This window comes from Heliomarina baculiformis, from assembly GCF_019966545.1.
GTDB lineage: Bacteria > Pseudomonadota > Alphaproteobacteria > Rhodobacterales > Rhodobacteraceae > Heliomarina > Heliomarina baculiformis.
Genome location: NZ_JAIMIC010000005.1, coordinates 186,497 through 212,855, shown reverse-complemented (window position 1 = coordinate 212,855; position 26,359 = coordinate 186,497). Strand labels below are relative to the sequence as shown.

22 protein-coding genes are annotated in these 26,359 nt (G+C 59.1%); 10 read left to right on the top strand and 12 right to left on the bottom strand.

The window, feature by feature from the left end:
- Positions 1 to 16: 16 nt before the first annotated feature.
- The 7 genes from MF268_RS13110 to MF268_RS13080 form a co-directional block, all read right to left on the bottom strand.
- Entirely contained in the window at positions 17 to 787 is a 771-nt protein-coding gene (locus MF268_RS13110) for an SDR family oxidoreductase (protein ID WP_238371315.1), read from the bottom strand.
- A gap of 3 nt (positions 788 to 790) precedes the next feature.
- Complete coding sequence (locus MF268_RS13105; RefSeq protein WP_238371314.1) at positions 791 to 1,564, bottom strand: SDR family NAD(P)-dependent oxidoreductase; 774 nt, start codon at positions 1,562 to 1,564, stop codon at positions 791 to 793.
- 3 nt (positions 1,565 to 1,567) lie between these two features.
- Positions 1,568 to 2,851 carry an acyl-CoA dehydrogenase family protein gene (locus MF268_RS13100; RefSeq protein ID WP_238371547.1) on the bottom strand — a complete coding sequence of 428 codons (1,284 nt, stop codon included), beginning with the start codon at positions 2,849 to 2,851 and terminating at the stop codon, positions 1,568 to 1,570.
- A 50-nt stretch (positions 2,852 to 2,901) separates the two neighbouring features.
- Complete coding sequence (locus tag MF268_RS13095) at positions 2,902 to 3,681, bottom strand: enoyl-CoA hydratase-related protein (protein ID WP_238371313.1); 780 nt, start codon at positions 3,679 to 3,681, stop codon at positions 2,902 to 2,904.
- A 4-nt stretch (positions 3,682 to 3,685) separates the two neighbouring features.
- Positions 3,686 to 4,990, bottom strand: coding sequence for a 3-hydroxyacyl-CoA dehydrogenase (locus MF268_RS13090; RefSeq protein WP_238371312.1), 1,305 nt, complete (start codon positions 4,988 to 4,990; stop codon positions 3,686 to 3,688).
- Positions 4,987 to 6,705 (bottom strand): class I adenylate-forming enzyme family protein, encoded by a 1,719-nt coding sequence (locus MF268_RS13085; RefSeq protein WP_238371311.1) that lies wholly within the window; start codon positions 6,703 to 6,705, stop codon positions 4,987 to 4,989. The genes MF268_RS13090 and MF268_RS13085 overlap by 4 nt, the downstream gene beginning before the upstream one ends.
- 326 nt (positions 6,706 to 7,031) lie before the next feature.
- Entirely contained in the window at positions 7,032 to 8,255 is a 1,224-nt protein-coding gene (locus MF268_RS13080; protein ID WP_238371310.1) for an acyl-CoA dehydrogenase, read from the bottom strand.
- Positions 8,256 to 8,352: 97 nt separating this feature from the next.
- Here MF268_RS13080 and MF268_RS13075 point away from each other — a divergent pair, with 97 nt between their 5' ends.
- The 6 genes from MF268_RS13075 (at position 8,353) to tolA (ending at position 13,812) form a co-directional block, all read left to right on the top strand.
- Positions 8,353 to 9,264 (top strand): LysR family transcriptional regulator, encoded by a 912-nt coding sequence (locus MF268_RS13075; protein WP_238371309.1) that lies wholly within the window; start codon positions 8,353 to 8,355, stop codon positions 9,262 to 9,264.
- 92 nt (positions 9,265 to 9,356) lie between these two features.
- The gene (locus MF268_RS13070) at positions 9,357 to 10,820 is read left to right on the top strand and encodes a chemotaxis protein CheW (RefSeq protein WP_238371308.1); all 1,464 of its coding nucleotides are present in this window, start codon (positions 9,357 to 9,359) and stop codon (positions 10,818 to 10,820) included.
- Between the two features lie 259 nt (positions 10,821 to 11,079).
- A complete protein-coding gene (locus tag MF268_RS13065; RefSeq protein WP_238371307.1) occupies positions 11,080 to 12,054 on the top strand; it encodes a MotA/TolQ/ExbB proton channel family protein in 975 nt (324 codons plus the stop codon).
- Positions 12,051 to 12,431 (top strand): ExbD/TolR family protein, encoded by a 381-nt coding sequence (locus MF268_RS13060; RefSeq protein ID WP_238371306.1) that lies wholly within the window; start codon positions 12,051 to 12,053, stop codon positions 12,429 to 12,431. The genes MF268_RS13065 and MF268_RS13060 overlap by 4 nt, the downstream gene beginning before the upstream one ends.
- Positions 12,428 to 12,820, top strand: a complete 393-nt coding sequence (locus tag MF268_RS13055) for an ExbD/TolR family protein (protein WP_238371305.1) — start codon at positions 12,428 to 12,430, stop codon at positions 12,818 to 12,820. The genes MF268_RS13060 and MF268_RS13055 overlap by 4 nt, the downstream gene beginning before the upstream one ends.
- Positions 12,817 to 13,812 carry a cell envelope integrity protein TolA gene (tolA, locus tag MF268_RS13050; RefSeq protein ID WP_238371304.1) on the top strand — a complete coding sequence of 332 codons (996 nt, stop codon included), beginning with the start codon at positions 12,817 to 12,819 and terminating at the stop codon, positions 13,810 to 13,812. The genes MF268_RS13055 and tolA overlap by 4 nt, the downstream gene beginning before the upstream one ends.
- Positions 13,813 to 13,890: 78 nt before the next feature.
- Here tolA and MF268_RS13045 read toward each other — a convergent pair whose 3' ends face one another.
- Complete coding sequence (locus tag MF268_RS13045) at positions 13,891 to 15,861, bottom strand: TonB-dependent receptor domain-containing protein (RefSeq protein WP_238371303.1); 1,971 nt, start codon at positions 15,859 to 15,861, stop codon at positions 13,891 to 13,893.
- Positions 15,862 to 16,095: 234 nt separating this feature from the next.
- On the opposite strand from MF268_RS13045, the gene MF268_RS13040 reads away from it, so the two are divergent.
- From MF268_RS13040 to MF268_RS13025, 4 genes are read left to right on the top strand one after another with little or no spacing between them, the layout of a single operon-like run.
- Entirely contained in the window at positions 16,096 to 17,160 is a 1,065-nt protein-coding gene (locus MF268_RS13040) for a hemin-degrading factor (protein ID WP_238371302.1), read from the top strand.
- Positions 17,157 to 18,005: a heme/hemin ABC transporter substrate-binding protein gene (locus tag MF268_RS13035; protein WP_238371301.1), complete on the top strand. Its 849-nt coding sequence runs from the start codon at positions 17,157 to 17,159 to the stop codon at positions 18,003 to 18,005. The genes MF268_RS13040 and MF268_RS13035 overlap by 4 nt, the downstream gene beginning before the upstream one ends.
- A 3-nt stretch (positions 18,006 to 18,008) precedes the next feature.
- A complete protein-coding gene (locus tag MF268_RS13030; protein WP_238371300.1) occupies positions 18,009 to 19,091 on the top strand; it encodes a FecCD family ABC transporter permease in 1,083 nt (360 codons plus the stop codon).
- A 3-nt stretch (positions 19,092 to 19,094) separates the two neighbouring features.
- Positions 19,095 to 19,868 carry a heme ABC transporter ATP-binding protein gene (locus MF268_RS13025; protein ID WP_238371299.1) on the top strand — a complete coding sequence of 258 codons (774 nt, stop codon included), beginning with the start codon at positions 19,095 to 19,097 and terminating at the stop codon, positions 19,866 to 19,868.
- Positions 19,869 to 20,000: 132 nt separating this feature from the next.
- On the opposite strand, the gene MF268_RS13020 is transcribed toward MF268_RS13025, so the two are convergent.
- From MF268_RS13020 to MF268_RS13005, 4 genes are all read right to left on the bottom strand, one after another.
- Entirely contained in the window at positions 20,001 to 21,941 is a 1,941-nt protein-coding gene (locus MF268_RS13020) for a multiheme c-type cytochrome (RefSeq protein WP_238371298.1), read from the bottom strand.
- A 255-nt stretch (positions 21,942 to 22,196) separates the two neighbouring features.
- Positions 22,197 to 23,291, bottom strand: a complete 1,095-nt coding sequence (locus MF268_RS13015; RefSeq protein WP_238371297.1) for a transglutaminase-like domain-containing protein — start codon at positions 23,289 to 23,291, stop codon at positions 22,197 to 22,199.
- Positions 23,292 to 23,712: 421 nt separating this feature from the next.
- The gene (locus MF268_RS13010) at positions 23,713 to 24,873 is read right to left on the bottom strand and encodes a metallophosphoesterase (protein ID WP_238371296.1); all 1,161 of its coding nucleotides are present in this window, start codon (positions 24,871 to 24,873) and stop codon (positions 23,713 to 23,715) included.
- Between the two features lie 549 nt (positions 24,874 to 25,422).
- Positions 25,423 to 26,307: a YihY/virulence factor BrkB family protein gene (locus MF268_RS13005; protein ID WP_238371295.1), complete on the bottom strand. Its 885-nt coding sequence runs from the start codon at positions 26,305 to 26,307 to the stop codon at positions 25,423 to 25,425.
- Positions 26,308 to 26,359 lie beyond the last annotated feature (52 nt).

Sequence of the window (26,359 nt, the reverse complement as noted above, 5' to 3'; positions counted from 1 at the left end):
GCGGACGGCCGATAGGTCATTTCAGCTTGCCGTACTGACGGTTCAGCTTGCGCATCCCGCCGATCCAACGGTCGTAGTTCTCGGTTTTCTTGCGCATATAGGCCAGAACTTCCTGATGAGGCAGAACAAGGAATGTCTCCTCGCGGATGGTCCGCACGCAGGCTTCGGCCACGGGCTCCGGCTCCAGCATGCCATCCATTGAGGCCACGCCGTCTTCTCGGCCACGGGTCATTTCGCTCCGGACCGCCTGCGGGCAGAGCACCGAAACCTTGATCCCGTTATCGCCGTGGGTCAGCGCAAGCCATTCCGCAAGGCCCACAGCCGCGTGCTTGGTCACACCATAGGGGGCCGAGCCGACCTGGTTCAGCAGACCCGCGGCCGATGCCGTATTCAGCAAGTAACCGCCGCCGCGCTCGATCATCCTAGGGACAAGATGACGTGCGGCCCAGACATGCGCCATCACGTTCACCTCCCAGATCCGCTGCCAGTCTTCGTTGGCAACTTCCATACCGCCGACGGTAAGGATGCCCGCGTTGGAACAGAACAGGTCGATGGGGCCGATCTCGGCTTCGACCTTTTCAATCAGGCCCGAGATTTCTGCCTCGCGCGCCACGTTGACCTCAAAAGCGATGCCGTTGATTTCACTGGCTGTTGCCTCGGCACCGGCAAGATTGAGATCGGCGCAGATTACCTGCTTTGCGCCCTCGGCGGCAAAGCGGATGGCCATCGCCTTGCCGATTCCGCTGGCGGCCCCGGTGACGACGATAATTTTATCTTTTAGTTCCATTGCTTAAGTCCACATGTTAGAGCCGCCACAAACGGTGAGCGCCTGACCGGTCATATAACGACTGGCATCCGACGCGAGGTAGACCGCGATACCCGCGAAATCCTCTGGCTCACCCAGCCGGCGCAGCGGAATGCTCTTGTTTATACGGGCCTCGACCTCGGGATTATCCCAGAGTTCGCGGGCAAAATCAGTTTTCACCAGCCCCGGACAGATTGCGTTGAACCGGATGCCGTCGGGGCCAAACTCTGCCGCGAGGTTCCTCACAAGCCCTATCAGCGCCAGTTTCGACATGCCATAGGTGCCCAGCGTTTCCGACGGTTTGAACGCCCCGATGGAAGAGGTGAACATCATCGACCCAGTGCCTTTGGACACCATGTCCGACACCACCATCTTGGCCAGCCAAAGATTGGCCTGTACATTGGCGCGCATTGTTTTTTCATACGCTTCATCAGGTATTTCCGAGGTTTTCCCGTAGTAAGGGTTCACCCCGGCATTCCCAACGACGATGTCAATCGGGCCAGCCTTTTCCCGCGCCCCGGCAACCAGCGCTTCAAGCTGCTCTTTGTAGCCAACGTTACAGGCGATCCCGACGGCGCGATCCGCGCCGACGGTTTCGTTGATCCTGGCGGCAGCCTCGTCAAGCTGGTCCTGCTTGCGCGCAGAGATCACCACCTTGGCGCCGTGATCGGCAAGGGCCGTCGCCATGACAAGCCCCATGCCCTTGGACGCGCCCGTCAACAGCGCGACGCGTCCCGTAAGATCGAAAAGTTCGCGCATTTCTTACGGCCCCTCGAACATGCGGCCACCGACCGAGCGCGCGACACGGGCCTTGCGGTCGTTGGAATCCTGATAACCCTGCACTTCGGCACGGGCGACGACGTGGTGGTGCACCTCGTCCGGACCATCGGCAAAACGCAGCGTCCGCTGGCCGACATACATCTCGGACAGAGGGAACCATTGCGACAGACCTGCGGCACCATGCACCTGCATCGCCTGATCGATGATCTGACAGGCTTTCTCAGGCACCAGCGCCTTGACCGCCGAAACCCAGATTCGGGCTTCCTTGTTGCCCAGCACGTCCATCGCCTTGGCGCCTTTCAGAACCATCATCCGCATCGCCTCGATATCGATACGCGCGCGAGAAATAGTTTCCATGTTCTTGCCAAGATCGACGATGCGCTTGCCAAACGCCTTCCGGTTCAGCGACCGATCCAGCATCATGTCCAGCGCCTTTTCCGCCGATCCGATCGAGCGCATGCAGTGGTGAATCCGTCCCGGCCCAAGGCGTAGCTGGGAAATCTCGAAACCGCGCCCTTCACCCAACAGGATGTTATCCTTGGGAACACGCACGTTTTCGAACTTGATATGCATATGGCCATGTGGCGCATCGTCATGGCCAAACACGCGCATCGGACCAACGATGGTTACGCCGGGCGTATCGATGGGCACGAGGATCTGACTTTGCTGCTTGAAGGTTTCCGCCTCGGGCGAGGTTTTCACCATAGTTATCATGATCTTGCAGCGCGGATCTCCGGCACCGGAGATATAGAATTTCTCGCCGTTGATAACCCATTCATCGCCCTCAAGCACCGCGCTCGTCGCGATATTCTTGGCGTCCGAAGAAGCCACATCCGGTTCCGTCATCGCATAGGCAGAGCGGATTTCACCGGCGAGCAGGGGCTTCAGCCACTTTTCCTTCTGCTCGGGCGTGCCAACACGTTCCAGCACTTCCATGTTGCCGGTGTCAGGCGCAGAACAGTTCAGCGTCTCCGAGGCCAGCGGGTTTTTACCCAATTCCGCCGCGATGTAAGCATAGTCGAGATTGCTCAGGCCTTCGCCGGTTTCCGAATTCGGCAGGAAGAAATTCCAAAGACCGCTTTCCCGTGCTTTCTTCTTGGCTGTTTCGAGCAGCTCGAGCTGGCCCGGCGCATAAGACCAGCGATCTTCACGCCCCTCACCCAGACGATAGAATTCCTCGGTAATCGGATCGACGTTTTCGGCGATATGCTTGATGACCGCCTCAAGCAGCGGGCGCGCCTTTTCGGACATGCGCAGGTCGTTCATCTCCGGGGGATGTTTTGCCAATGACATACTGAATTGTTCCTTTCGCTGACTTAGCGGTTTTTCCATTCGGGTTTGCGTTTTTCGACAAAGGCCTGGACGCCTTCCTTGAAGTCTTCGGTCTTGGCCAGATCGGCCTGAACCTCACGCGAATATTGCAGGCTTTCGGGAAGACCATCGGCCACGGCCATGCTGTTCAGGATACGCTTGGTCGCCTTGATCGAAGACGGCGACACGGTGCAAAGCTGTTCGGCAACTTCCATCGCGCGCTCCATCACCCTTTCATGGGCCACAACCTCGTTGCAGCATCCAAGCTTAAGCGCTTCTTGCGCGTCGATTGTGCGGCCGGTAAACATCATCTCCTGCGCGGCAAGGCGCCCGATATAGCGCGACAAACGCTGAACTCCCGAGGCGGAGGCAAAGAAGCCGACTTTGACTTCGGGCAGGGCGAACTTGGCGTTTTCCGAGGCCACGATAATATCGCAGGAAAGCGCGGTTTCGAAACCGCCGCCCATGGCGAACCCGTTGACCGCTGCTACCAAGGGTTTCTCAAGATCAAAGCGCGAGGACAAACCGGCGAAACCGCTGTCGGGCAGACCTTTCTTACTTCCGCCCTCATTGGTCGCCTTGAGATCGTTACCGGCGGTAAAGGCCTTGTCGCCTGCGCCGGTCAGAACCGCGACCCAAAGGTCTTCATCCGCCGCAAATTCATCCCAGCAATCCGACATCTCGTGATGCATCTCGGAGTGGACGGCATTGTAAACCTCGGGTCGGTTCATGGTCACGACTAGAATGTGACCTTTCTTCTCGGTCTTGATGAATTCATATGCCATGGATTTATGCCCCCTTGTCGGTTTTCAGACCGCCTGTATCGATATCGGTGAACTTGCCACCTTCGGCGGCCAGCTTCTTGAGTGTTTCCGCCGGCGCGAATTCCGGATCATCGGCGGCGAGCTTTTCCATTCGGTCCAGAACGGCCTGCGCGCCGACCATATCGCCGTAAAACATCGGGCCGCCCTTGTCGGCGGGCCAGCCATAGCCATTCAGCCAGACAACATCGATATCCGATGGCCGCTGCGCCTTGTTCTCTTCAAGGATCTTCACGGCCTCGTTGATCATCGGATAGATGCAGATTTCTATGATCTCATCCTGCGCCATTGTGCTGGGCTCGGCCCCGGTGATGTCATGGATGATCTTGGCGGTCACATCCGACGGGATCGGCGTGCGCGCGTCATCATAATCGTAATAACCCGCCTTGGTCTTTTGCCCGCGGCGATCCATCTCGCACAGTGCGTCCCGGATCGGGTTCGCAGTCTTGGCGCCCTTCGACCAACCGATATCCAGTCCCGCCAGATCCGACATCTGGAAAGGCCCCATGCGGAACCCGAACGCGTTCAGCGCGGCATCCACGTCCCAAGGCATGACGCCCTGATACACCAGCTTGTTCGCCTGCTTCTGCCGTGCAAAGAGAATGCGGTTTCCAACGAACCCCGGGCATACACCGACCAGAACGGCGATCTTGTTGATCGTCTTCGCCAGATCCATACAAGTGGCGACCACGTCATCCGCAGTTTTCTCGGCACGAACGATTTCCAGCAATTTCATAACGTTAGCGGGCGAAAAGAAGTGCAGCCCAATAACGTCTTCGGGCCGCTTCGTCATCCCGGCGATCTCGTCGATATCCAGCGCCGAGGTGTTCGTGGCAAGGATCGCGCCGGGCTTCATCACTCGGTCAAGCTCAGTAAAGATCTTGCGCTTGAGCTCCATGTCCTCGAACACAGCCTCGATGACCAGATCGCAATCAGCTAGCGCTTCGATCGACAGTTTCCCGTCAAAACGGGCCATACGGGTGTCGACCTCATCTTGCGGAAACCGGCCCTTGTCTGCACTGCGCTGATAGTTTGCGTGCACGACACTTAATCCGCGATCCAACGCTTCCTGCTTGGTTTCCACAATCGTAACGTCAAAGCCCGCCGTCGCGAAATTCATCGAAATGCCGCCGCCCATGGTCCCGGCGCCGATGACACCGACAGTGCGGATTTCACGCCGCGGCGTCGAGGCATCGATACCCGGCACGTTCCAGGCAGCTTTTCCAGCTTCGGCAGTATAGCTTCCGATCTCTTCCTGTGTTGGTTCGTTCATGCAAGCTCCGTTTTTTCATTGAGTTCGTTTAGGCAGATCCGACGCAATTCGCGCCGATCCAGCTTATCCGTCGTGCCGCGGGGCAGGGCGGTGTCAAAGGTCCATATCCTCTCGGGTATCTTGAACTTTGAAATATGCGGGGCAAGAAAGGCGGCTAGTTCGCCAATTTCTAATCGAGCCCCAGGGCGCAAACGCAACCCGGCGCCGACCACCTCACCCAGCCGTTCATCCGGTATCGAGAACGCGCAGGCTTCGACCACGTCGGGATGCCTGTGCAATGCGCCCTCTACGTCGAGGCAGGCGATATTCTCGCCCCCGCGTATGATGATGTTTTTCTTTCTATCTACGATGGTTATGATGCCATCTTCATCCATCATACCCAGATCGCCGGACTTCAGCCATCCTTCCGTGAGGATTTCAGCGGTCGCTTCGGGTTTGTTCAGATAGCACCGCATGTTACAGGGGCTTTTGACAGTGATTTCCCCGACTTCGCCTTGCGGAACCTCATTGCCCAGATCGTCGAGCAGTTTCATATCCTGGACAGGTGGATAAAGACGACCCGTCGCGCCGGGATGAGACAGGTATTCTTCTCCGGCAAAACCGACTCCGTTTGCATTTGTTTCGGTCATGCCCCAGCCGGTAGCAATCTGAGCCTCGGGAAATGCCTCGGCCAGCCCGTCGACCTGTGCCGCAGGACGCTTTGCGCCGCCAGCGCCCAGATATTGGAGCGTCGGAAAAGACAGACCCTCACGCCGTGCAACGGCAAGAAGATCCGCCGATTGCGTGGGAACCCCCAGAAAACGCGTAACTTTTTCCGAAACTATAAGCTCGGCGGCTTTCTCGGCGTTCCATTTCTCCATCAGGATGACACGGCCACCGGCGGCAAGACTGAGCAAAAACATCGGATGCGTAGCGGTCACGTGGAACAAGGGCGTCACGATAAGGGCGCATGGGCGAGGGGGCTCATCCACCGGCTCCAGAGGTGGCGTCAAGATCGCTGCGATTTCGGGCTGCATCAGCCACGTATATACTGCGTTAAGTGCGCCCCGATGCGTCTGCACCACGCCTTTGGGCTGACCAGTCGTCCCCGAGGAATACATGATCGCCATGTCATCGTCGGTATCGATTTCCCGTTCGGACCAATCCGCCGACCCAACGCCATCCTTCAGCGCCGCATAGCTTTTCTCATCGCCGGCATCGCCATCGCGAACGCCAACCAGAGTGAGATCAAACTTATCCAGCAAAGGTCTGATACGATTACATCTTTCACCGTCGGCAAAGACAATTTTTGCACCGCTGTCCTCAATCGCATAGGAAAGTTCTTCGGTCGTCCACCAGCCATTGAGGAAAACGATGACACCGCCGACAGAGGTAATCGCCATCATAAGGATCAGCATCTCGGGGCAATTACGCATGGCAACGGCAACCGGCTGTCCTTTGGCTATCTTGATGTCCTTTTCCAGAACCAGTGCCATCGCCTTGATGTCATTACAGAACTCATCAAAGGTCCAGGTTTCGCCGTTAAACGTGATATAGTTGGCCGAGCCATCGTCGAACAGCGGCCGCACGCGTTGCAGAAAATCGCGCATGTGCCGCGGAATGGATTTGAATACCCGGTAGGTGACGCCACGGATCTCGGCTTCTTCAACCGCGTACTGCGGGTTGTTTGTCACGACCTGACGTGCAGCTTCCTGAAAACTCAAAGCTGAAGTCATAAGGCGTTTTCGCTGCGACACTCGGCAGCGAGCGCGACATCTGCTAGCATTCGATTTCCTCCCATGCGCAGCGCAATCAATCACTCGGGGGATTGCAGGCTGCGACTCTCCTCGAAAAAATGGTAACCATCTTTTCAGAGACTGCAATACCGCTTGTCGGAATTGTATTCCGCAATACGTACACCCGCGGTTTACATAACACCAATTATACGATGTACTGGTGGGGATGCGCGTTGGCCTTCTCCCGGAATAAATGCCCCCCAAAGAAAACAAAGGCCGGTGCATCACACCGGCCTTCGCAAATATCGATCCCTGTTTCGATAGGATCAGAAGAATGCCTGCAATCCGGTCTGAGCTCGCCCAAGGATCAAGGCATGGACATCATGCGTCCCCTCATAGGTGTTCACGGTCTCAAGGTTCATCATGTGCCGGATAACCTGGAACTCGAGGCTGATGCCGTTGCCGCCGTGCATGTCACGCGACATGCGCGCAATATCCAGCGCCTTGCCGCAGTTGTTGCGCTTGACGATCGAAATCATTTCCGGCGCGGCATTCGCCTCGTCCATCAGACGTCCCACCCGCAGCGATGATTGCAGGCCCAGCGAAATCTCGGTCATCATGTCTGCCAGCTTGCGCTGGAAAAGCTGCGTCTGCGCCAGCGGACGGTTAAACTGGTGACGGTCCAGACCGTACTGCCGCGCCGCATGCCAGCAAGCTTCGGCCGCGCCCATCGCGCCCCAGCTGATCCCGTAACGCGCGCGGTTCAGACAGCCGAACGGTCCTTTCAGACCCTCCACATGCGGCAGCAGCGCATCTTCGCCGACTTCAACATTGTCGAGCACGATCTCGCCGGTCACCGACGCCCGCAGCGACATCTTGTTCTCGATCTTCGGCGCCGACAGCCCCTTCATACCTTTTTCAAGGACAAAGCCACGGATTTTACCGCCGTGGGCTTCGGATTTTGCCCAGACAACAAAGACATCCGCGATCGGCGCGTTCGAGATCCACATCTTGGAGCCGTTAAGCCGATAACCCGAGTCGGTCTTGACGGCGCGGGTTTTCATACCCGCCGGGTCGCTGCCTGCGTCGGGTTCGGTCAAACCGAAACAGCCGATGTATTCACCGCTGGACAGTTTCGGCAGATACTTCTCACGCTGCTCTTCCGACCCATAAGCATAGATCGGGTACATGACGAGCGAGGACTGAACCGACATCATGGATCGATAACCGGAATCGACCCGCTCAACTTCGCGCGCGACAAGACCGTAACTCACATAGCCCGCGCCGATACCGCCATATTGCTCGGGCACTGTAACGCCCAGCAGCCCCATTTCGCCCATTTCGCGAAAGATTTCCGGCTCAACGGTTTCGTTTTCATAGGCGGCGGTCACACGCGGTTGCAGCTTTTCCTGCGCATAAGCGCGCGCGCTGGCCGCGATCATCCGCTCGTCTTCGGTCAGCTGGTCTTCAAGCCGCAGAGGATCGGTCCAGTCGAACCGACCAAGATCGGGCGCGTCTTTTGGTTTCAGCGATGGCGTCGGCGCGTTCATGTGCTTTCCTTCCGAAATCTGGTTTTGCGCATCATAAGTGTTTCATCACCGGAAAAACAGCAAGACTTCCGCATGTAAGTATGAATAAAATGAATACATGCTGACACCCCGACGTTTCCTGCCTTCCATTTCTTCCCTGCGTGCACTTGAAGCGCTTGATCGCCTTGGCAGCGCCTCTGCAGTCGCACAGGAGCTTTCTCTTACCCAAAGCGCGGTAAGCCGGCAGTTGCAGGCTTTGGAAAAACAGATGGGCACGGAAATGGTCCAGCGGGATCAGAAACGGCTTACCTTGACGGCCGCTGCCAAGGATTATGCGGCCGAGATCCGGCAGGCCCTCACGCAGATAACTAGTGCCTCGATGCGGCTTCAAGTCCAGCCAACCGGCGGCACGCTCAATCTCGCAATATTGCCAACGTTCGGTATGCGATGGCTGATGCCCCGCCTGCCCGAGTTCGCGCGCCTGCACCCCGACGTCACTCTGAACATGGCGACGCGACTTGAACCGTTCAATTTCGCAACGGAACCTCTTGATGCGGCGATATATTTCGGTACAGATGATTGGCCCGGCACAGACCGGCTCCTGTTAAAGCATGAATCCGTCATCGCCGTTGCCGCGCCCTCACTCGTGCCCGATGGTGCACTGGCAAATCCGCAGGACATTCTTGCCCTGCCCCTCCTGCACATCAAAACGCGCCCCAAGGCCTGGGCAGAATGGTTCAACGCCCAAGGCGCACCCCTTGGCAAAGCGGTGCCGGGAATGATCTATGACCAATTCTCAACCATTACCCAAGCCGCGCTTCATGGTATCGGCGTGGCTTTGATGCCCGATTACCTTGTCGAACAGGAAATCGCGACGGGCAAGCTTGTCCCGGTGTACGGCGGCCCGGTGGAAATGCGGGGGGCCTATTACCTCGTCTGGCCACGCGCGCGCGCCAACAATCCGGCGGTCGTTGCATTTCGGGAATGGTTGACGGGTAAAGCGGAACCCGAAGATCCCCTGCCCCGATAAGCCCCAGACACCACGGTTAACTTCCGGTTAGGACCTGCGCGTTTAACAAGGGCCCTCGAAGTCCCGCTCTGGTCCTTCGCGAGAGCACCGGTATGACCGACGATCAGAAAGATCACGAAGCCAGCCACGCATACGGCATTCTGCGTGTCGGAGGCACGCTCGTCGCTTTGTCCTCAGATTTCCTGCGCGAAGTCGTGCCTCGACCGGCGCATCTCAGCCAACTCCCCTATGGCGGATCTGGTCTTATGGGGACTATGATCCTGCGCGACGACACCATTCCCTTAGTCGATCTGCGCCTTGTTCTGGGGCTAAATCAGAACGACACGCCGCAAGATGATGTCGCGGTCATTATCTCTCACGAGGATCGGCTTGTTGCACTGCTCGTCGATTCCATCCACGGGATCGCCAATGTCTATCCATCGGACATGCGGGCGTGCAAAAACGCGCCGCATGTCGACGAGAAAATGGTGTTTACCTTCGACAATTCAGTCGTTTCGCTGCTGTCGCCGAACGATCTGTTCGGCGCACTGGGCCTGCCCTCCATCAGCGTCCCACCAAGAGAGCAGATGGCCGAGAGACAAAAAAGCCATGAGACGTATCTGCTGTGCAGTTGCGCAGGTCATGACCTTGCCTTTCGCGCCGACGAGGTCGAGGCGACGCATCCGCGATCGGTCTTGTCGCCCTCGCCGGTCGCGGTCGGATTTTGCGACGGGGTTGTCCATTATCACGGGCGTGATGTGCCCATGATTGATACGCTCAGCGCCCTTGGGCTTGGACGCCGCATGTCTCCCCAACAATCCGCCGGTGTCATTATCCGCTTTCCCGATGACGGGTTCATCGCCTTCGAAATTGAAACGTTTCACAACGTGGTCAAACTCGGAAGCGACCAGATTACCGATTGCCCATCCGTGATCTCTGGCAAGCCGCAGTTCTTTGAAAGAGCTCATATCGATGAAACGGGTCGCTCATTCCTGATTGTCGATGTCAAGGCCTGCCGCAAAGACCCCGCCCTTCTCAACCTTTCCCGAACAGCAATCGCGGAGAGTGCCGTTGCCCGGACAGACAGCGCGGGAACCAGTGCCCAACAGCTTTACCTCGTGTTCTTCGCCGGGATGAGAACCTGTTGTCCTATCCTGCAAGCCTCTGAAATCATTAGAATACCCGAAAATATCCTTTCGTCATCCCCGTCGCATAGCGGATACATGGGAACAATCACGAGGCACGGCCAAATCGTACCCATCTATTGCGCGGCCCGGCTTTTCGGTCGCGAAGGACATATGCTGGCCAAGGACTCTGCCATACTCATCGTGCGTCGCGGCCCGGGCATGTTCGGTTTCACCATCGAAAGATGCGAGGAAATCGCCAAGGCCCACGTGGTCGAAAGTAACGATCAGGGTCAGGCTCTGGTAGCCCGACGCCGACGCGATGGCACCCTCCTCCCGATCACCGACTTCGCCCGGATGATCGAAGGTATTGATCCCGGGCCAAAGCGCTCAACCGATCAGGAAAACTGCACGCCAGATGCGCGGGAGCAGCAGGACATGTTCGCCATGTGAAGCGAGCCATTCGATCACAAGCGCTTGACCCAGCCATCGCGATCCAAATCAATCCGCCCCGACGACTGACCTTTCACAGGCAATTCTCACCGGTCGATTGGCTGGAATTCTCTTCTGCCACTAAACTTGACTATTTTTATCAATATTACTAGGCAGGGCGAAAATCGCACCGTAGCATGAGCGAAACCGTGGGCAAACGCGCCGCAACAGCAGAACGCCCCGCTCACCGCAACCGCTGTCAAGAAGGGATGCTGGCACCGTGAAAACCCGATTTGTGAGAGGCCCCGCCCTGCTTGTCTTCCTGATCTCTCTGTCGCCCCTGTCGGCGATGGCGCAGTCAACGGCGCCCGAGGTCACGACCGAGACGCCCGGCCTGCAAAGCCCGGCACCGGCAGACAATGTTCAGCGTCCGCAAACCGGAGGAACAGTCACCGCACCGCCGTCGCTTGATGCAACCACAGATCCAGTTACCATGGAATCGCAAGCGGCCAGCGAACATTCCACAGCCACTCCCTCGATAGAAACGGCTGGCGCAGACGAAGCCGTGGCCACGCCGCAGGCGGACACACTTGTCGGTGCAGTCGATCGTGCGCGCAGCTTTCTGATAGATGGCGGGCCGTCGATTTGGGCAATTGCCGCGCTGTCAGTGATTACTGTCGCGCTTATCCTATGGAAAATCTGGCGGTTTATCCTCGCCGGTGCGTGGTCCAGGCGCATGTCGAACCGCGCAGTAACCGCCTGGGAATCCGGCGATACCCGCATCGCTCTCGACATCATCCGCACGCGTCGCGGCATCCGCAGCCGCCTTGCCCGCGCGGCGATGCAGGCGCGGATCCATCACGAAGACTCCGCCGCCCGCGAGGATGTGGCCCGTGTTGCCAAGAACCTGATCGCGAAACAGGAAAACGGTCTGCGCGCGCTGGAACTCATCGCGACGATTGCCCCCCTGCTCGGGCTCCTCGGCACGGTCATGGGCATGATCTCGGCTTTCCAAGCGCTACAGGAAGCGGGCAGTTCCGCCGATCCCTCGCTTCTGGCAGGTGGTATCTGGGAGGCACTCCTGACCACGGCTGCCGGTATGGCCGTTGCAATCCCCGCCTCTGCCGCGCTCACATGGTGCGAGGCAACCATCGACAGCATCCGTCGTGATATCGAGGATCTCGCGGCCCGCATCTTTATCGCCCCCCTGCCCGTCACCGTCGCTGAATCGAGCCGGAAGCTCGCCGCTGAATGACCCTCTCGCTTGCCAAGAGCCGTCCAAGGCGCAAGCCCAGCCTGACGCCGATGATCGACGTCGTGTTCCTGTTGCTGGTGTTCTTCATGCTTGCCTCTCGGTTTGGCGTCGATCAGGTGCTGCCCCTGCCGCTGGCCTCCGGCGGATCGGGCTATTCCGGGCCGCCACGCCTTGTCAATATCCAGCCCGACGCCCTTCAACTGAACGGGCGCGAGGTTTCCGTCCAATTGTTGATCGCGGCGCTGAAGGACATGACCAAAAGACCTGACGACCTGATCATCCTGCGCGGCGGTGACGAAACCGATCTGCAACGGCTTGTCACCATTGCGGCACAGCTGAGGAGCGCCGGGTTTTCCCGGCTGACGCTGGTCGAATGAGCTTTGATCTCGGCCCTGCCCCAAGACGTCCGCGTGCGGAATCCATCGTGCCGATGATCAATGTGGTGTTTCTTTTGCTGGTGTTCTTCCTGATGACCTCGCGGCTCAGCCAGCCCGAACCGTTCCCGGTGACCCCGCCGACGGCCGAACAGGGCAGCGACACAGAAACAAGCCCGATCATGTACTTGTCGGCCGAAGGTGAGATAGCGTTTCAAGAGTTGCGCGGCGAGGAAGCCATCGATGCGCTTTCGCAAGCCTCAGAGGATGGTATGCCCGCCCCGCAACTTCGTGCCGATGCCGGGGCCAAGGCAAGCGATGTCGCCCGGCTCCTTCGCAATCTCTCCGCCGCCGGGCTGCGGGATGTGTCGCTGGTGGTCGCTCAGCCATGACGCGGTATTTTGAGATCACCGGTTTCGTCGCCTTGTCCGTCGCCTTGCACCTCGTGCTCGTGATGGAAATCGACGAGCAGGATGGCGCCAATGCCAGTGGCGAAGGCGGGGCCGAGATGGTCAGCCTTGTCGCGGCCAACGCCAGCGTTGAAACCATGGTCGAGCAGTGGGAGGCCCAGCCGCCCGTGGTCACGCAGGTGGCTCAACCCAGTCCCGAAAACGTCGAACCGGACGTCACCCCTGACCGGCCACAGACTCAGTTCGACCTTGCGCCCGATCGCAGCGCCGCAATCAGCCTGCCCTCGGCGGAGCAGGACCTCCCTGATATGCCGCAGGTCGACATGAACTCACCGGAGCCGCCAAGGCCATCAGAGCCCAAGCCGGAGGTCGCGGAGCCCGAACCTGTACCGGAACCGGTGGAAGAGATTGCCGAGCCAGAACCGCAGGAGCCGGCGGAGGTCGTCGAAGAGCCGGATATCGAAGAACGACCTCCCGAAACCGCCACGGCAACCAGCCGTAGACCCAAGCAACGGCCAGAAAATATCGAGCAGGCGCAGCCGGAACCGAAACCTAGCAAGGCCGCCAAACCCGCGCCCGTCGCAAAACCGGAATCGGCGGGATCGAATGCCCAGAAATCCGCCGGTACAGGTGGAACCAGTCAGGCGGGTAATTCCGGTAGTGCCAAGGTTGCGACGCTCAGCAATGCACAGAAAGCCAGTCTTGAGGCGACATGGGGCGGGCAAATCCGCACCCGAATTGAGCGGCGGAAAAGATCGCCGCGCGGCGCGCGGGGCGAAGGCCGTGTGGTGCTCAACATCACCGTCGCGCGGTCAGGGCAGGTTCTGCGAGTGGCCGTCGCCCGTTCCTCGGGCAACCCGCTTTTCGATCAGGCCGCGCTGCAGGCCGTGTCGCGATCCGGCAAGATGCCCTCTGCTCCGGCCGGGCTGACCAATGCCAGCTACGGGTTCATGCTGCCGATGGATTTCCGTTGAATTCCGGTTGCCCGCCAGCAGACCTCAAAGTTAAACTTCAATTGCCCCGGCCAACCTCAAGGGCTGTCCGGGGTTTTATCAAAACGTCTTCGACACGGTGAATTTCAGGTTCCGCCCCATGGCCGTCCGGGTTGCCAGCGCCGGGGTGTATTCCCGGTCGAAAAGATTCTCGATACCGACACGAAATTCCGTACCTTTAAGCACCCCCGAGTCGGGCCGGTAAGTGGCGCGCAGATTATGCACGCCGTAGCCCGTTGAAGGCGTCGCACTTCGATCCATGCCACGGTCCGCCACCACCTCCCAGCTCAGGTCCAGCCAACGGTCCCATTTTCTGCCAAGCGTCAGCCGGATTTCATCGGCCGGCGTTCCCTCCCAGTATGAGGTCGATCCCGGCGTGGTGTTCTCCGAGCGGGCGATATTGGCATTCATATCGACGTAATATCCCGCCATTGTCGAATAGGCCGCCTCGAGTTCCAACCCCTCATGTTCGACATCGGTCAGGTTGATGTAAGAGGTGATATCCCAGACTCGCGTCTGGTATACGACGGCTTTGATCGCCAGCGCATCTCCATCGGCGAAAATGTCGTAACTGTTATGGCTTACGCCAAGTTCATAAGTTACGGCCTTTTCTGGCTGGGTCATGTACAGCGGTGTACCGAGATCATCGATGATCGGCATGCTTTCACCGTAAAACGCGCCTCCGAATACGGCAATTCCCGAGGCAAATTCGTACCGCGCGGAAATCCCCCCCATCAGTGCCGTGTTGTCATAGAACCCATAAAGGTCGCCGCCGATTTCCTGAGATTCAAACCTGACCTGCGGCGTTATGGTCAGGGCGTCATTCAGGTCGATATCGTCCACCGCAAACAGCGCAATCCGGCGATCCGTTCCGCCGGGCGCCGAGGACGCATCCAGTCGCTCACGCTCTGACAGGTCGAGACCAAAGCGCAGGTCATGCTGCAGATCGCCCGTGGCGAAGAAGGCGTTGTTCTTGATCAAAAGTTTCACCGTTTCATATCGGTGGTCCGCATTTACGGTCGAAACCAGCAACGGAAAGCTCGACGTGCCCTCCAGCGGAGAAGACCCGGGCACATATTCCTGATCGATCTGTTGATCGGAATAGGACAGATCCACCTCAAGATTGATCCATTCGGTGTTTGGCGCATCAAACCGGTAACGCAGCACTGCCGTCTTGTCGTCGGTTTGCCGGTCCACGTTGCCGAAACTGTCAGCCGTCACCCCGAAACTGTCATAGGGCACATCCTTTTCGTCGGTCTGTGTACGCGACAGCAGCAGGCCGATGGAATGCTGGCGCGCGTCGCCAAACGTATAGCGGGTGTTGACCAGCCAGGACGGTAGTTCATACCCCTCGTCCGAACGCGGATTGCCTGCCCCGTCCTCGGTCACCCCTTCTTCGCGCCAGACATAGTTGAACAGAACCTCAATATCCTCGTTCACCTGCCACGCGCCAATTGTCGAACTCGTCAGCCCATCCCCGTTCGAGGAGAACTGGAGCGTCTGCCGCAACCTCAACCCCGGCTCGCCTAGGGTGAAATCGCTGGCCTGCAACGGCTCGAGCCGGATTAAGCCGCCAAAATAGCCCGATCCATATTCAAACGTGCCGCCCATACCGCGCAACACGACCGCTTCGCGGTACAGCGCGGGGTCCGTAAAAAGCTGGGTGCCGACACGGTAAATCTCCTCGCTGCCTTTACTGGCGCCACCGATCTGAATGCCGACTTTCTGATCTGTCCCAAAGGTTCCATTGGCACCGAAACCGCGAATATTGATCCCCGAGCCCACCGGCGAGCCACCGTTGACAAGGTTCACCCCCGGCACACTGTCGACCAGTTCAGCGATCGTGCCTGCTTGCCGATCCTCGATCTCTTCGTAATCAACGGTGGTTTCCGAGGTCGCCTTGTCCGTGGCCACATCGCGTTTGCTCTCCACTTCAATCGGCGCCAGTTCGATAAGATTCTGCGCAAATACGGAACTGCCGTGAACGAAGGCCACTGTGCCCAGCAATAATGCCCGGACGGTTGGTTTCATCACCATTACTTTCCTGTCCATTCTCTTTTCTCAAGCTGGCAAGAAAGCTGGCTGCATCACCTTGGCATCGAAAATTGAGTTTTTTTCAATGCCTCGCGGCAACCGGTTAAATTACCCTAGTAATTCTGTCAAGAATGCGTTAACCGCCGGGTGTCACGATCCAGCAGAGCCTGCCTCCCTCGGTTTCAAGGTCAGCAAGACATGTGGCTTTTCTTCATATCGAAAGGATCAAGAATGGCCGACAGCCCGTCCACTGACATTGCCGAAAGACCCAGCCCCGAAGCCATTCGCGACGCGGTGAAGGGTGCAACCCTGCGCGCGCGCGATCTAGCCGACAGCCTCAACGTGAGCGAGGCACAGCTCCTTGCAGCGCAGTCGGGTCAGGGCGTGACCCGGATTGACCCGAACCCTGACCGTCTGATTGCGGCAATTCCCGAACTTGGACGGGTCATGGCGCTTACCCGCAATGAAAGCGTCGTAAGCGAACGCCATGGCACCTATCGGGATTATCGCGGTGGCGAGCACGCCTCGATGGTACTGGGGCCCGAGATCGATTTGCGCATCTTTCCCCAATACTGGCAGCACGGATTCGCCGTCGAGGCTGAGACCAAGACAGGTATCCGCCGGTCCTTTCAAATCTTCGACTCCGCCGGAGATGCGGTTCACAAGATCTACCTGCCTGAGGATGCCGACTCTTCGAGCTGGAACGCGCTGCGCGATACATTGACCGTACAGAACCAGTCCGACTCCATGCAGGTAAGCGCCCGAGAACCGGTAGAGGATGCCATCGTCAAACCGGAACGCGCCAGCCGTCTGCGTGAGGAATGGGACAAGATGACCGACACCCATCAGTTCCTGATGATGGTCCGTCGGCTCAAGATCAACCGGCTGGGGGCGAACCGCATGGCAGGCGCGCCCTATGCCCGTCCGCTGGCACCGGGTGCCGTGGCATCCATGCTCGACGCGCTCGCCGAACGTCAGATTTCACACATGATGTTCGTCGGCAATCGCGGTTGTATCCAGATCCAGTCCGGAAGGATTTCGCCGATCAAACCGGTTGGGCCGTGGCTCAACGTGCTGGACCCGGATTTCAATTTGCACCTGCGCGGTGACCACATCGCCGAAGTTTGGGCAGTAAACAAGCCGACCCGCCGTGGTCCGGCGATTTCCGTAGAAGCCTTTGACAGCCAGGGCGGTCTCATCATGCAGTTCTTTGGCCATCGGAGCGAAACCGAAGATCATTATCCCGAATGGACAGAAGTCGTCGACAGCCTGCCCGAGCTGGAGCCTGCCCTATGATCCGCCTGTCGCTTGGCTCCATTTTCAGCCTGTTCGCCATCTTCCTCGCCGCGCCCCACGCGGATGAGCAACCGTCGCGTATTGTATCGCTTGGCGGCAGCGTGACAGAGATCGTTTATGCGCTCGGCCAAGAGGATCGGCTCGTGGCGCGCGATACAACCTCGAACTACCCGCCAGAGGCGAATGACCTGCCGGATGTCGGTTATATCCGCCGCCTCTCGGCCGAGGGTGTGCTCTCGGTCAGTCCCGACCTGATCCTTGCCGAAGAAGGCGCGGGCCCGCCCGAAGTCGTCGCGCAGCTGCATCAGGCAGGCGTTCCGATGGTCGATGTGGTTGAGACGCCAACCGTTGAAGCGATCCGCCAAAAGATCCTGACCGTCGGCAAGGCGCTGGGCACCGAACCGGCTGCCAAAGCCCTTGCCGATAAGGTCATGCAAGACCTTGAGAGGGCGCTTGAAACCCCTGTTTCGACAGAGAAGAGCGTGCTCTTCATCCTGTCGATGCAGGGCGGACGTATCATGGCCTCGGGTCTGGATACCGCGGCCGATGGCATGATCAGGCTGGTCGGGGCGACCAATGCGATGGAGGGGTTTTCCGGCTACAAGACGGTAACCGGAGAAGCCGTGATCGCGGCCGCGCCCGACGTGATCCTGATGATGGACCGCAGTGGCGATCACGCGATGGCAGATGACGATCTGTTTGCCCACCCGGCCATTGCCACGACCCCCGCCGGGCAAAACCGAGCGGTGATCCGGATGGACGGCATGCGCCTGCTGGGTTTTTCGGTGCGCACCCCCGAGGCCGCGCAGGAACTTATTGCAGCGCTGAACGGGCTCGGCTCCTGATCCATGGTGGCGATGTCGGAGATCAGGGCTGTTTCGCCAATGGACCGACCGGGCGACCGCAGCAACCGGGCCCGCGTCCTAGGACTCTGTCTGGCGGTCTTGCTGGCACTGGTCGTGGTGTTCAGCCTGACGACAGGCGCCTCCGGCATCGATACGGCTGAGATTATCGCGGGCTGGCTGCGCGGTGAACCGATGGCAAGTCGTGACGCTGTCATCCTCTGGCATATCCGTGTCCCACGCACCCTGACCGGCATCGCCGTGGGCGCATCGCTGGCGGTGTCCGGGGCGTTGATGCAGGGGTTGTTCCGCAACCCTCTGGCCGATCCGGGCATCATCGGTGTCAGCGCCGGTGCAGGTCTTGGCGCGATCGGTGCCATCGTGCTTGGTGGCATGCTGCCAGTATTGCTGCGCGATGCAGCCAGCATCTATCTTGTTCCGATCGCAGCCTTTTTCGGCGCGTGGCTCAGCATGCTGCTGCTCTATCGCATTGCGACCCGGCAGGGCCGGACCTCGGTCGCGATGATGCTTTTGGCCGGTATTGCGCTGGCAGCGCTAGCCGGTGCCTTTTCGGGCATGATGATCTTTATCGCTGATGATGCGCAGCTGCGCGACCTCACCTTTTGGGGGCTTGGCTCGCTCGGCGGTGCCACATGGCCCAAGGTCGCCACGGCTTACGTCATCATGACCCCTGCCCTCGTCTGCGCCCTGTTTCTGACCCGCGGGTTAAACGGCCTTGCGCTGGGCGAAGCCGGCGCGTTTCACATCGGCATCCCTGTGCAACGGGTTAAAATCCTTGCCATTCTCTGCGTCGGCGCGGCCACCGGGGCCGCCGTTGCCGTTTCCGGCGGGATCGGATTTGTCGGGATCGTGGTGCCGCATCTTTTGCGGCTAATAAGCGGCCCGGATCATCGGTTTCTGATCCCCAATGCCGCGCTTCTTGGGGCGTCATTACTGCTGGTCGCGGATGTGATCTCCCGGGTCATCATGGCCCCGGCTGAACTGCCGATCGGGATAATCACGGCAGTGCTTGGCGGGCCGTTCTTCCTCTGGATCCTGCTGCGCCAGCGCGGCGTGTTGGATATGTAAGCGATGATAAAAGCACGCAATATCACCGTCCACCTTGGCAAGCGACAGATCCTGAAAGAGATCGGTTTCATTGCCAGACCCGGTCAGGTCTCCTCGGTGGTCGGGCCGAACGGATCGGGGAAAACAACGCTTCTCCGGGCGCTTACAGGTGAAATCGAATGCAATGGAGAAATAACCGTTAACGGGCGCGTATTGCGCCAGATCCCGCATTGGCAACTGGCGGGCATGCGTGCCGTGCTCCCGCAATCCACCGCACTTGCTTTTCCCTTCAACGTGATCGAGGTGATCCATCTGGGGCTGCCAGCCAGGCGATCCTATCCGCTCGCGCTCGAGGCGCTTTCACGTGTCGGGTTGGCGGGCTACGAACAACGTCCCTATCAGGAACTGTCGGGCGGTGAAAAACAGCGGGTGCAGCTGGCCCGTGTGCTCGCGCAGATCTCCGGTCCGACGGATCAGACCGGGCCGCGTTGGCTGTTCCTTGATGAACCGGTCTCGGCGCTTGATATCGGGCACCAATTACAGATCATGCGACTGGCGCGGGAGTTCGCGAACGCAGGGGGCGGTGTGGTTGCCATCATGCATGACCTGAACCTGACGGCGATGTTCTCGGACCAGATCACCCTGCTCAAGGATGGGGCCGTTCTGGGGTCGGGACGCCCCGAAGACACGCTGACCGACAGCTTGCTGAGTCGCGCTTATGATTGTCCGCTACGGGTTGGTTTCACGCCGCCACAGGTCCCTTTCGTGCTGCCCCAGAGTGCCGGAAAAAGCCTCTGAACGGTGTGCACAACCCGTACACCCCCTGTACACCCCCCGTACATCAGCCGGGCACCATTCTGGCAAAATTCACCTTCAAGCGGGACATGCTGCGCCGAATTTCCTGATTTTCGGTTAATCGGACAGAGACGGTCAGTCGACGGCGGGCGGCAGCAGGTCACTGCCGTCATTTTGGCCCAGCAGCTCGGATCGCATGGTCTGGAGCCCCAGCGAGTCGGGGTTTCGAGCGATGGCCTCGTCGAGGATATCGAGCGCCTCGCGTTGCTGACCCTGAACCGCGGCGATACGGGCGCGCATACTCCAGGCGTCGACCAGTTGCGGATCGAGCGTGGTCGCGGCGGCAAAGGCGCCGGACGCCGCTGAAAGGTTCCGTCGGACAAGAGCGAGACCGGCGATTTGCAGATGCGTTTCAGGATAGTCCAGACGATTGCCCACTGAAGAGCGCCACTCAGCAGCGACAGATTGCATCCGTTTTGCATATTTGTCCGGAAGATGAGCGATTTTCGTGTTCGATAGCTCCATAAATGCCGCCATACGGACGGATTTCGATGGATCGTTCAGCATTTCAATCAGGCGGATGCCCCTGTCCGTCATCGGCGCCATGCGCTGGACACGAACGGCCGCGGCACGTACCAGCGGGTCGGGATCGTCCAGCGTGGCGGCGACAGCATCGGCCGGTCCGCCTTCGCCGGTCTGGGCAAGCAGCCAGAGCGCGGTGGCGCGGACGAGGCCCGGCTCGGCCCGGTTCAGCGACAGGGTAACGAGATCTTGCGCCGCACCTGCGGGATCACGTCGTCCATGGGCAAGGATCTCCCCGTAGTGCGGACCGCGATGGCTGCTGTCGGGAAACCACTCGGCGATCTGACCTGCTGCCCATTCGGGTTTGCGCCCTTCGTGACAGGTAGTGCAGGCATCGGGCGCACCGGTTGTTTCCGCAAGATCGGGCCGGGGAATGCGGAAGGAATGATCGGCGCGCCAGTCGTTGCCCATATAGACGCGTTCGACCATGTGACAGTTCTTGCACTGGGCGCCGGGGGTTCCGGGTTCATGTCGGTGATGCTCCGGACTGTCGTAGTTCGCCTTCACAAGCGTCGGAAATACCGGATTACCCGCCGGGTTGTGACACTGAGTGCAGACGGCGTTGCCCTCGGCAACGAGATCGGCTTCGTGCGGCAAGTGACAGTTCGAGCAGGAGACACCCTTGGCGTACATCTTCGACTGCAGGAAGGAACCATAGACATAGACCTCATCCAATATCTGGCCGTCGGCTTCGTAGAGACCGGGCCGCAGGATCGCGAGATTATAGGCATCGTCGAAATCTGTGCCCGGCATCGGGTTCCCATCGAAAAACGCCTCGCGTCGGGAATGGCATCCGGCACATTGCTGGATCGCGTCTTCGGCGTCGGAGAAATCGACCGTGAACCCGTAATTCTTTGGTGGGGTCTGGGTGGTTTCCATGGCCTCGGCCCAGCTGACGTGATCGGAACCCGGACCATGACAGGCCTCGCAGCCGACGCCGATTTCGACCTGCGTCGAGGCAAAGCTTTGCGCAACTGAATCGTAATTGGTGGCATAGCCGGTCGCGTGACAGGTGGCGCAACGGCTGTTCCAGGTTTTGTAAGGACCACTCCAGTGCAGCCCGTTATCCGGTGCGTAATCGCTGTCGGGATAAAGATGAAACCAGTCGCCCTGTTCCGTATCCCAGACCACGTCAAAACTTTGCAGGCGTCCGGGTTCGGTTTCGAGTAGGTATTGCTGGAGCGGTTCGATGCCGACAACGGAATGCACCGGATAATCGGTGGTCTCGCCATCTTTTTCCGTGACTTCGATGCGGGGATTGCCATTCTCGTCGCGGTGGAACAGTACGTTGAAATCGCCTTGGGCAAAGCGTGTGTCATTGAAATCGGCAAGGATGTTGGTGTCTTCTGCCGGGGTCCATGCCAGCGCGTGATGCGACCCCTCCCATGCCTCGAACGCGTCCTGATGGCAGGCGGTGCAGCGGTCCGAGCCGATGTAATCCTGCGCCGAGACGGGCGCGGCAATCAGAAAAGCGAAAGCGATCAGCCAGCGCATGGCACGCCCTTGTCGACTTGCCCTGTCGAAGGGCTTGAACCGGGGCGGATCAAAGACGTATGGCGGTAAAACGGCACGAAAATCACCCAAAGAAGCTAATAATATGGGCGCTTACCCCCTGCTGATCTTTACGGATCAAAAAAGGTTAATCAATTAAAAGTTGAAAAATATTCGTGATGCTGTCGCCAGAGTGCGCGTCGGCCGTTGCGGCGCCGTCCCGCCGGGCGCAGCCGGCGGGACGGAAAAGGATCGCAATCAGAGGTCGATTTCGCGCGCGTTGATCGTATAGGCGAAGCTGGCGTGGTCGAGCGCGTCAAGCGGCGCACCGTCGATTTCCGCCTCGGGGTACATGAGGAAGCTGACCGGACCGGAGGCCGCGCCGGGCAAGGCGAGGTCATGGGCGAAATTATAGGCGACCCAGTTGCCTTCCCATGCGCCAAACAGACCGGCACGAACATCAGCAACCTTGGGATCATCGAGCGAGAGGTTCTTTGGCGGTTCTTCAAGCATGACCTTGCGCACGTCGGCCGGGTCGACCGCTGTCCAGCCGATACCGTCAAGGAAAACCTCTGCCCGGCAGTGCTGCGCCTTGGTCACATCGCTCGATCCGGCACCGAGGCTTTTGTAGCCAAAGCGGGACGGTGCGACGCGCAGCCCGTAAACATCGCGCGCGGGCAGACCGGCGGCACGGGCCAGACCGACGAAAAGCGTGTTCAGGTCGGCGCATTTGCCAGTGAGATCGTTCATTTCCAGCATGGAGGCCACGTCGCCCAGGCCGCAGCCACGGGTTTCGGGATTACGGGTGGTGTTCAGCACGATCCAGTCGTAGATCAGTCGCGCCTTTTCCAGATCGCCGGTCGCGTCGCCGATGATGGAGTCGGCGGTTTCCTTGACGATCCCGTCGGTCGGCACGAGCGCTGTGGGTGCCGTGTAATAGGCCCGGTCCTCTGCCGACAGCGGGGCCGCGCCGGTATCGGAAAGATCGGCGTTGCGGTCCTGTGCTTCTGCCGTCGCGACGAGTTCGAGCTTGGCCGGGGCGTTGCCTGCGTCCCAGGCCGCATGCAGGAAACGCGCCCCGTTTTCCGGATCGGTCACAAGCTCGGCCCGGTCGGCGTTGGTAGTCCAGTCCGCCTGCCCTGCCCGCGCCCAGTTCTCTTCGGTGACGGCTGGAACCGGCACCCAGAGGTCGACCGGCGCGCCATCGCGGGCGATCTCGACACTGGTGGTCAGCTCGAACCGCCGCCAACCCGAGGGCATCGGCGCGAAACCCGCCGAAGCGCCCCGCGGCAGAAGGGAAATGGCGGCGCTGGCACTGAGGGCTTGCATGAAAGTACGTCTGTCGAAGGTCATGAAAGGGTTCCTGAATAGAGGGTGTCGGCGGGATATGCCGGGCTTCCCGCAAGGGCAAGCGGGTTGTCATTTGCGCAGGCCACGAAGAGACCCAGAGGATGGCGCGGCTAACCGTATAAAAGCCCTGAGTTGTCTCTACGTCACCCATTCAACTCAGGGGTGCTTTGCGCTAACAGCGCGCCTACTCACAAACGCCAAGTAAAGGCGCCTCTCCACCACTCACGACCGACATTCGGCAGAGGCCGCCACCGTCCCGACCGGACGCGAGAATTAGCTCGCGCGACCGGTCGGGCAAGTTTAACCGCTACAATCGCTGAACTGCTGACGTGAGGCTGGAAGGTGGCTTTCACACTGGGCATTTTAATTTTTCTTACAGGGTGTTGAGCCAGAAAGGCGGGCCGGCAGCGGGCCCTATCTGCGTTCAACCACCGATAGCGTTTCCGTCTGCCTGACGCGGCTTTGTATTGCCGCGCGGCCGCAGGGTGATGCGGGTCAGTTCGGACGGAACGCCAAGGCGCAGGGCGAATCCCGGCCAGAGCGCGGTACCATTGCTGACATAGAGATGCATGTCATCGACCGCGTAATGCCCTGAGATGAAGCCTTCGTTAAATCGGGCAATCAGTGAGGCGAGCCCCACGACCATACCGCCATGGGTATGCCCGGAAAGGTGCAGGTCGACCCCCGCTGCAGCCATCATCCGCGCCTGTATGGGCTGGTGATTGAGGAGAACCACCGGCGCATCTTGGGGCGCGCCGTCCAGCGCCCGGCGGATATCCGGCGCGGGAAAGCCGAACCGCGTGGCCGCGAGATCGGTCAGTCCCGCGACCACTACAGTTCCCCCTGCCCGCTCGATCCGTGCATGGGCATTGGCAAGCGGACGCATCCCGAGGTCCTTATAAACCGCCCACCATGTGTCGTAATCGAAGTAGTATTCGTGGTTGCCGGGACTGACATAAACCCCATCCCGCGCCGAAAGCGCCGCCAGAGGCGCCACATCGTCACGCCGCGCATCAAGATACCCATCTATCAGGTCACCGCTGATCAGGATGATGTCGGGGTCAAGCGCATTCACCCGCGCCACAAGCGTTTCCGCAAAGGGACGCTGAAACAACCGGCTGAGGTGAAGGTCAGTCAAGTGGACAATGGAATATCCATCGAACCCGGCAGGCAGGCCTTCGATGTCAAAGGCGATGTCTTTCTGCGCGGGCTGGCGAATGGCGTTGACCACGCCAAGGCTGGAAAACGCGATGCCGAGGGCCAGCGCCGCAAAGCTCCAGCCCGGGGCAAGCGGTCGCCATTGCCAGATTACCAGCGAGCGCAGGAGCATGAAGATATCAAGTAACGCGTAGAGAGCGGCGGTAATGATGATGGCCCCGAAACCGAGGTTTACCGCGATCACGACAGCGCGCGGCAACTCCAGCGAGAACATGTTGCCATAGGCCAGTTTGGTCAGAAGATGGTTCTGTGCCAGTAGGAAGATCACGAGGGCGACCAGAATCTTGCACCAAAGCGGCATGCCCAGCGGAACAAGCGTGCGCAGCGCGACATAGGCACCAACGATCCCGACGATAATGGCAAACATGAAATGGCTCTCCTGCTCGTGGACCGGCCTGTGCGGTCACCGCAAGCTAGTTGGCGGCAGCTGGAATGTCGCGCGCGTTCTGCTGAAAAAACTTGTGAACGAGAGACATAAATAGCCTCTGTACGCTTTGTTGTCAGGTTAAGTTCGAATTTCAGGTTTTGTTCGGGTTTTATGCACCGAGAGCAGCGCTTTCAGAATGGCACGAACTGAACCTTACCAACGGAGGTTGAATATCCGTGCTTCAGGCAAAGCTTGATAAGTCTTGCCTGAGCGCCGATCGATCAAAGCTTAGCAGGTGTTCGCCCGGTCATCGAAAGCTGACCTGCGGTGCATGAGGGAGCCAGACCGCCTCTGGTCTCACGCCTGCGACAATCAGGGTAATGCGCCCCGAAAGATATTGGTACCCAAGGCCGGACTCGAACCGGCACGTCCGTTAGGACGGGGGATTTTGAATTCGGTCGAAACCAATTTATCTCAAATAGTTGAGCCGATTTACGTCAGAGCGACAAAACGTGAACAAAAGGTGACTGTGTGAGCGGTTGGTCTGACCTACCGCCCGGCCAACTTATCGGCCTTTACGGCACCTCTTGCGCCCATAGGCATAGGCGCTCCGGTTGTCGTATCGATACGGGTTTGAGCCTCAGCTTCAGAATTGATTTCAGCACCAGTCAGGATCAGAACGGAAGAAATCCAAAGCCACATGAGCAAAATTATCACTCCTGCCAGCGCTCCAAAGGTTTCCTGGTAACTTCCGAAGTTTTTGACATAGAGCGCGAAGCTCGCTGAAGCCGCTATCCACAGGACCGTCGCGATGAGTGCACCCGGGATGAGCCAGCGATAACGGGCGGGCTGGCGACATGGCGCCACCCTGTAAAGAAGGCTGATGCCTAAGACAGTGAGCACGGTGAGCGTGATCCAGCGAAAAATGCCTATCAGGAATTCAGTTGTTGGACCGAGCGCGAGCAATTGAAGTATCGATGGAAGAACTATCGTTGCAAAGAGACCGCCGATCATCCCAACTATCAGTACCAGCGTCAAAGCCAACCTGGTCAAGTACAGCCGGATCATGCCACGTTCTTCGGTCTCGTCATAGGCAACGTTAATGCCTTCAATCAAACTGCCAACCCCGGCCGAGGCTGACCAGAGCGCGAGGGCAAAACCAACAACCGCTGCAACTCCAAGCCCGCCGTTTTGACTTCCGGCAACAGCGGCCGCCTGTCCTATGATGATATCTGCAGCAGCCTGCGGCACAAACGCAGTAAGGTTATTAATTTGATCCGTGACCTGACTTGGTTCAAGTACCAGTCCGGCAACGGCCATAAGGGCTGTGATCCCCGGGAAAAGCGCGAGAAGCCCGTAAAATGCCACGCCTGCTGAGATAAGCATGACGTGGTCTTTTGAAATCTGCCCGACGACACGCTTGAGAATAGCCAACCACCCGCGCCAAGAAATCTGGCGCGGGAGAGCGGCCATATGGCCTAGATTT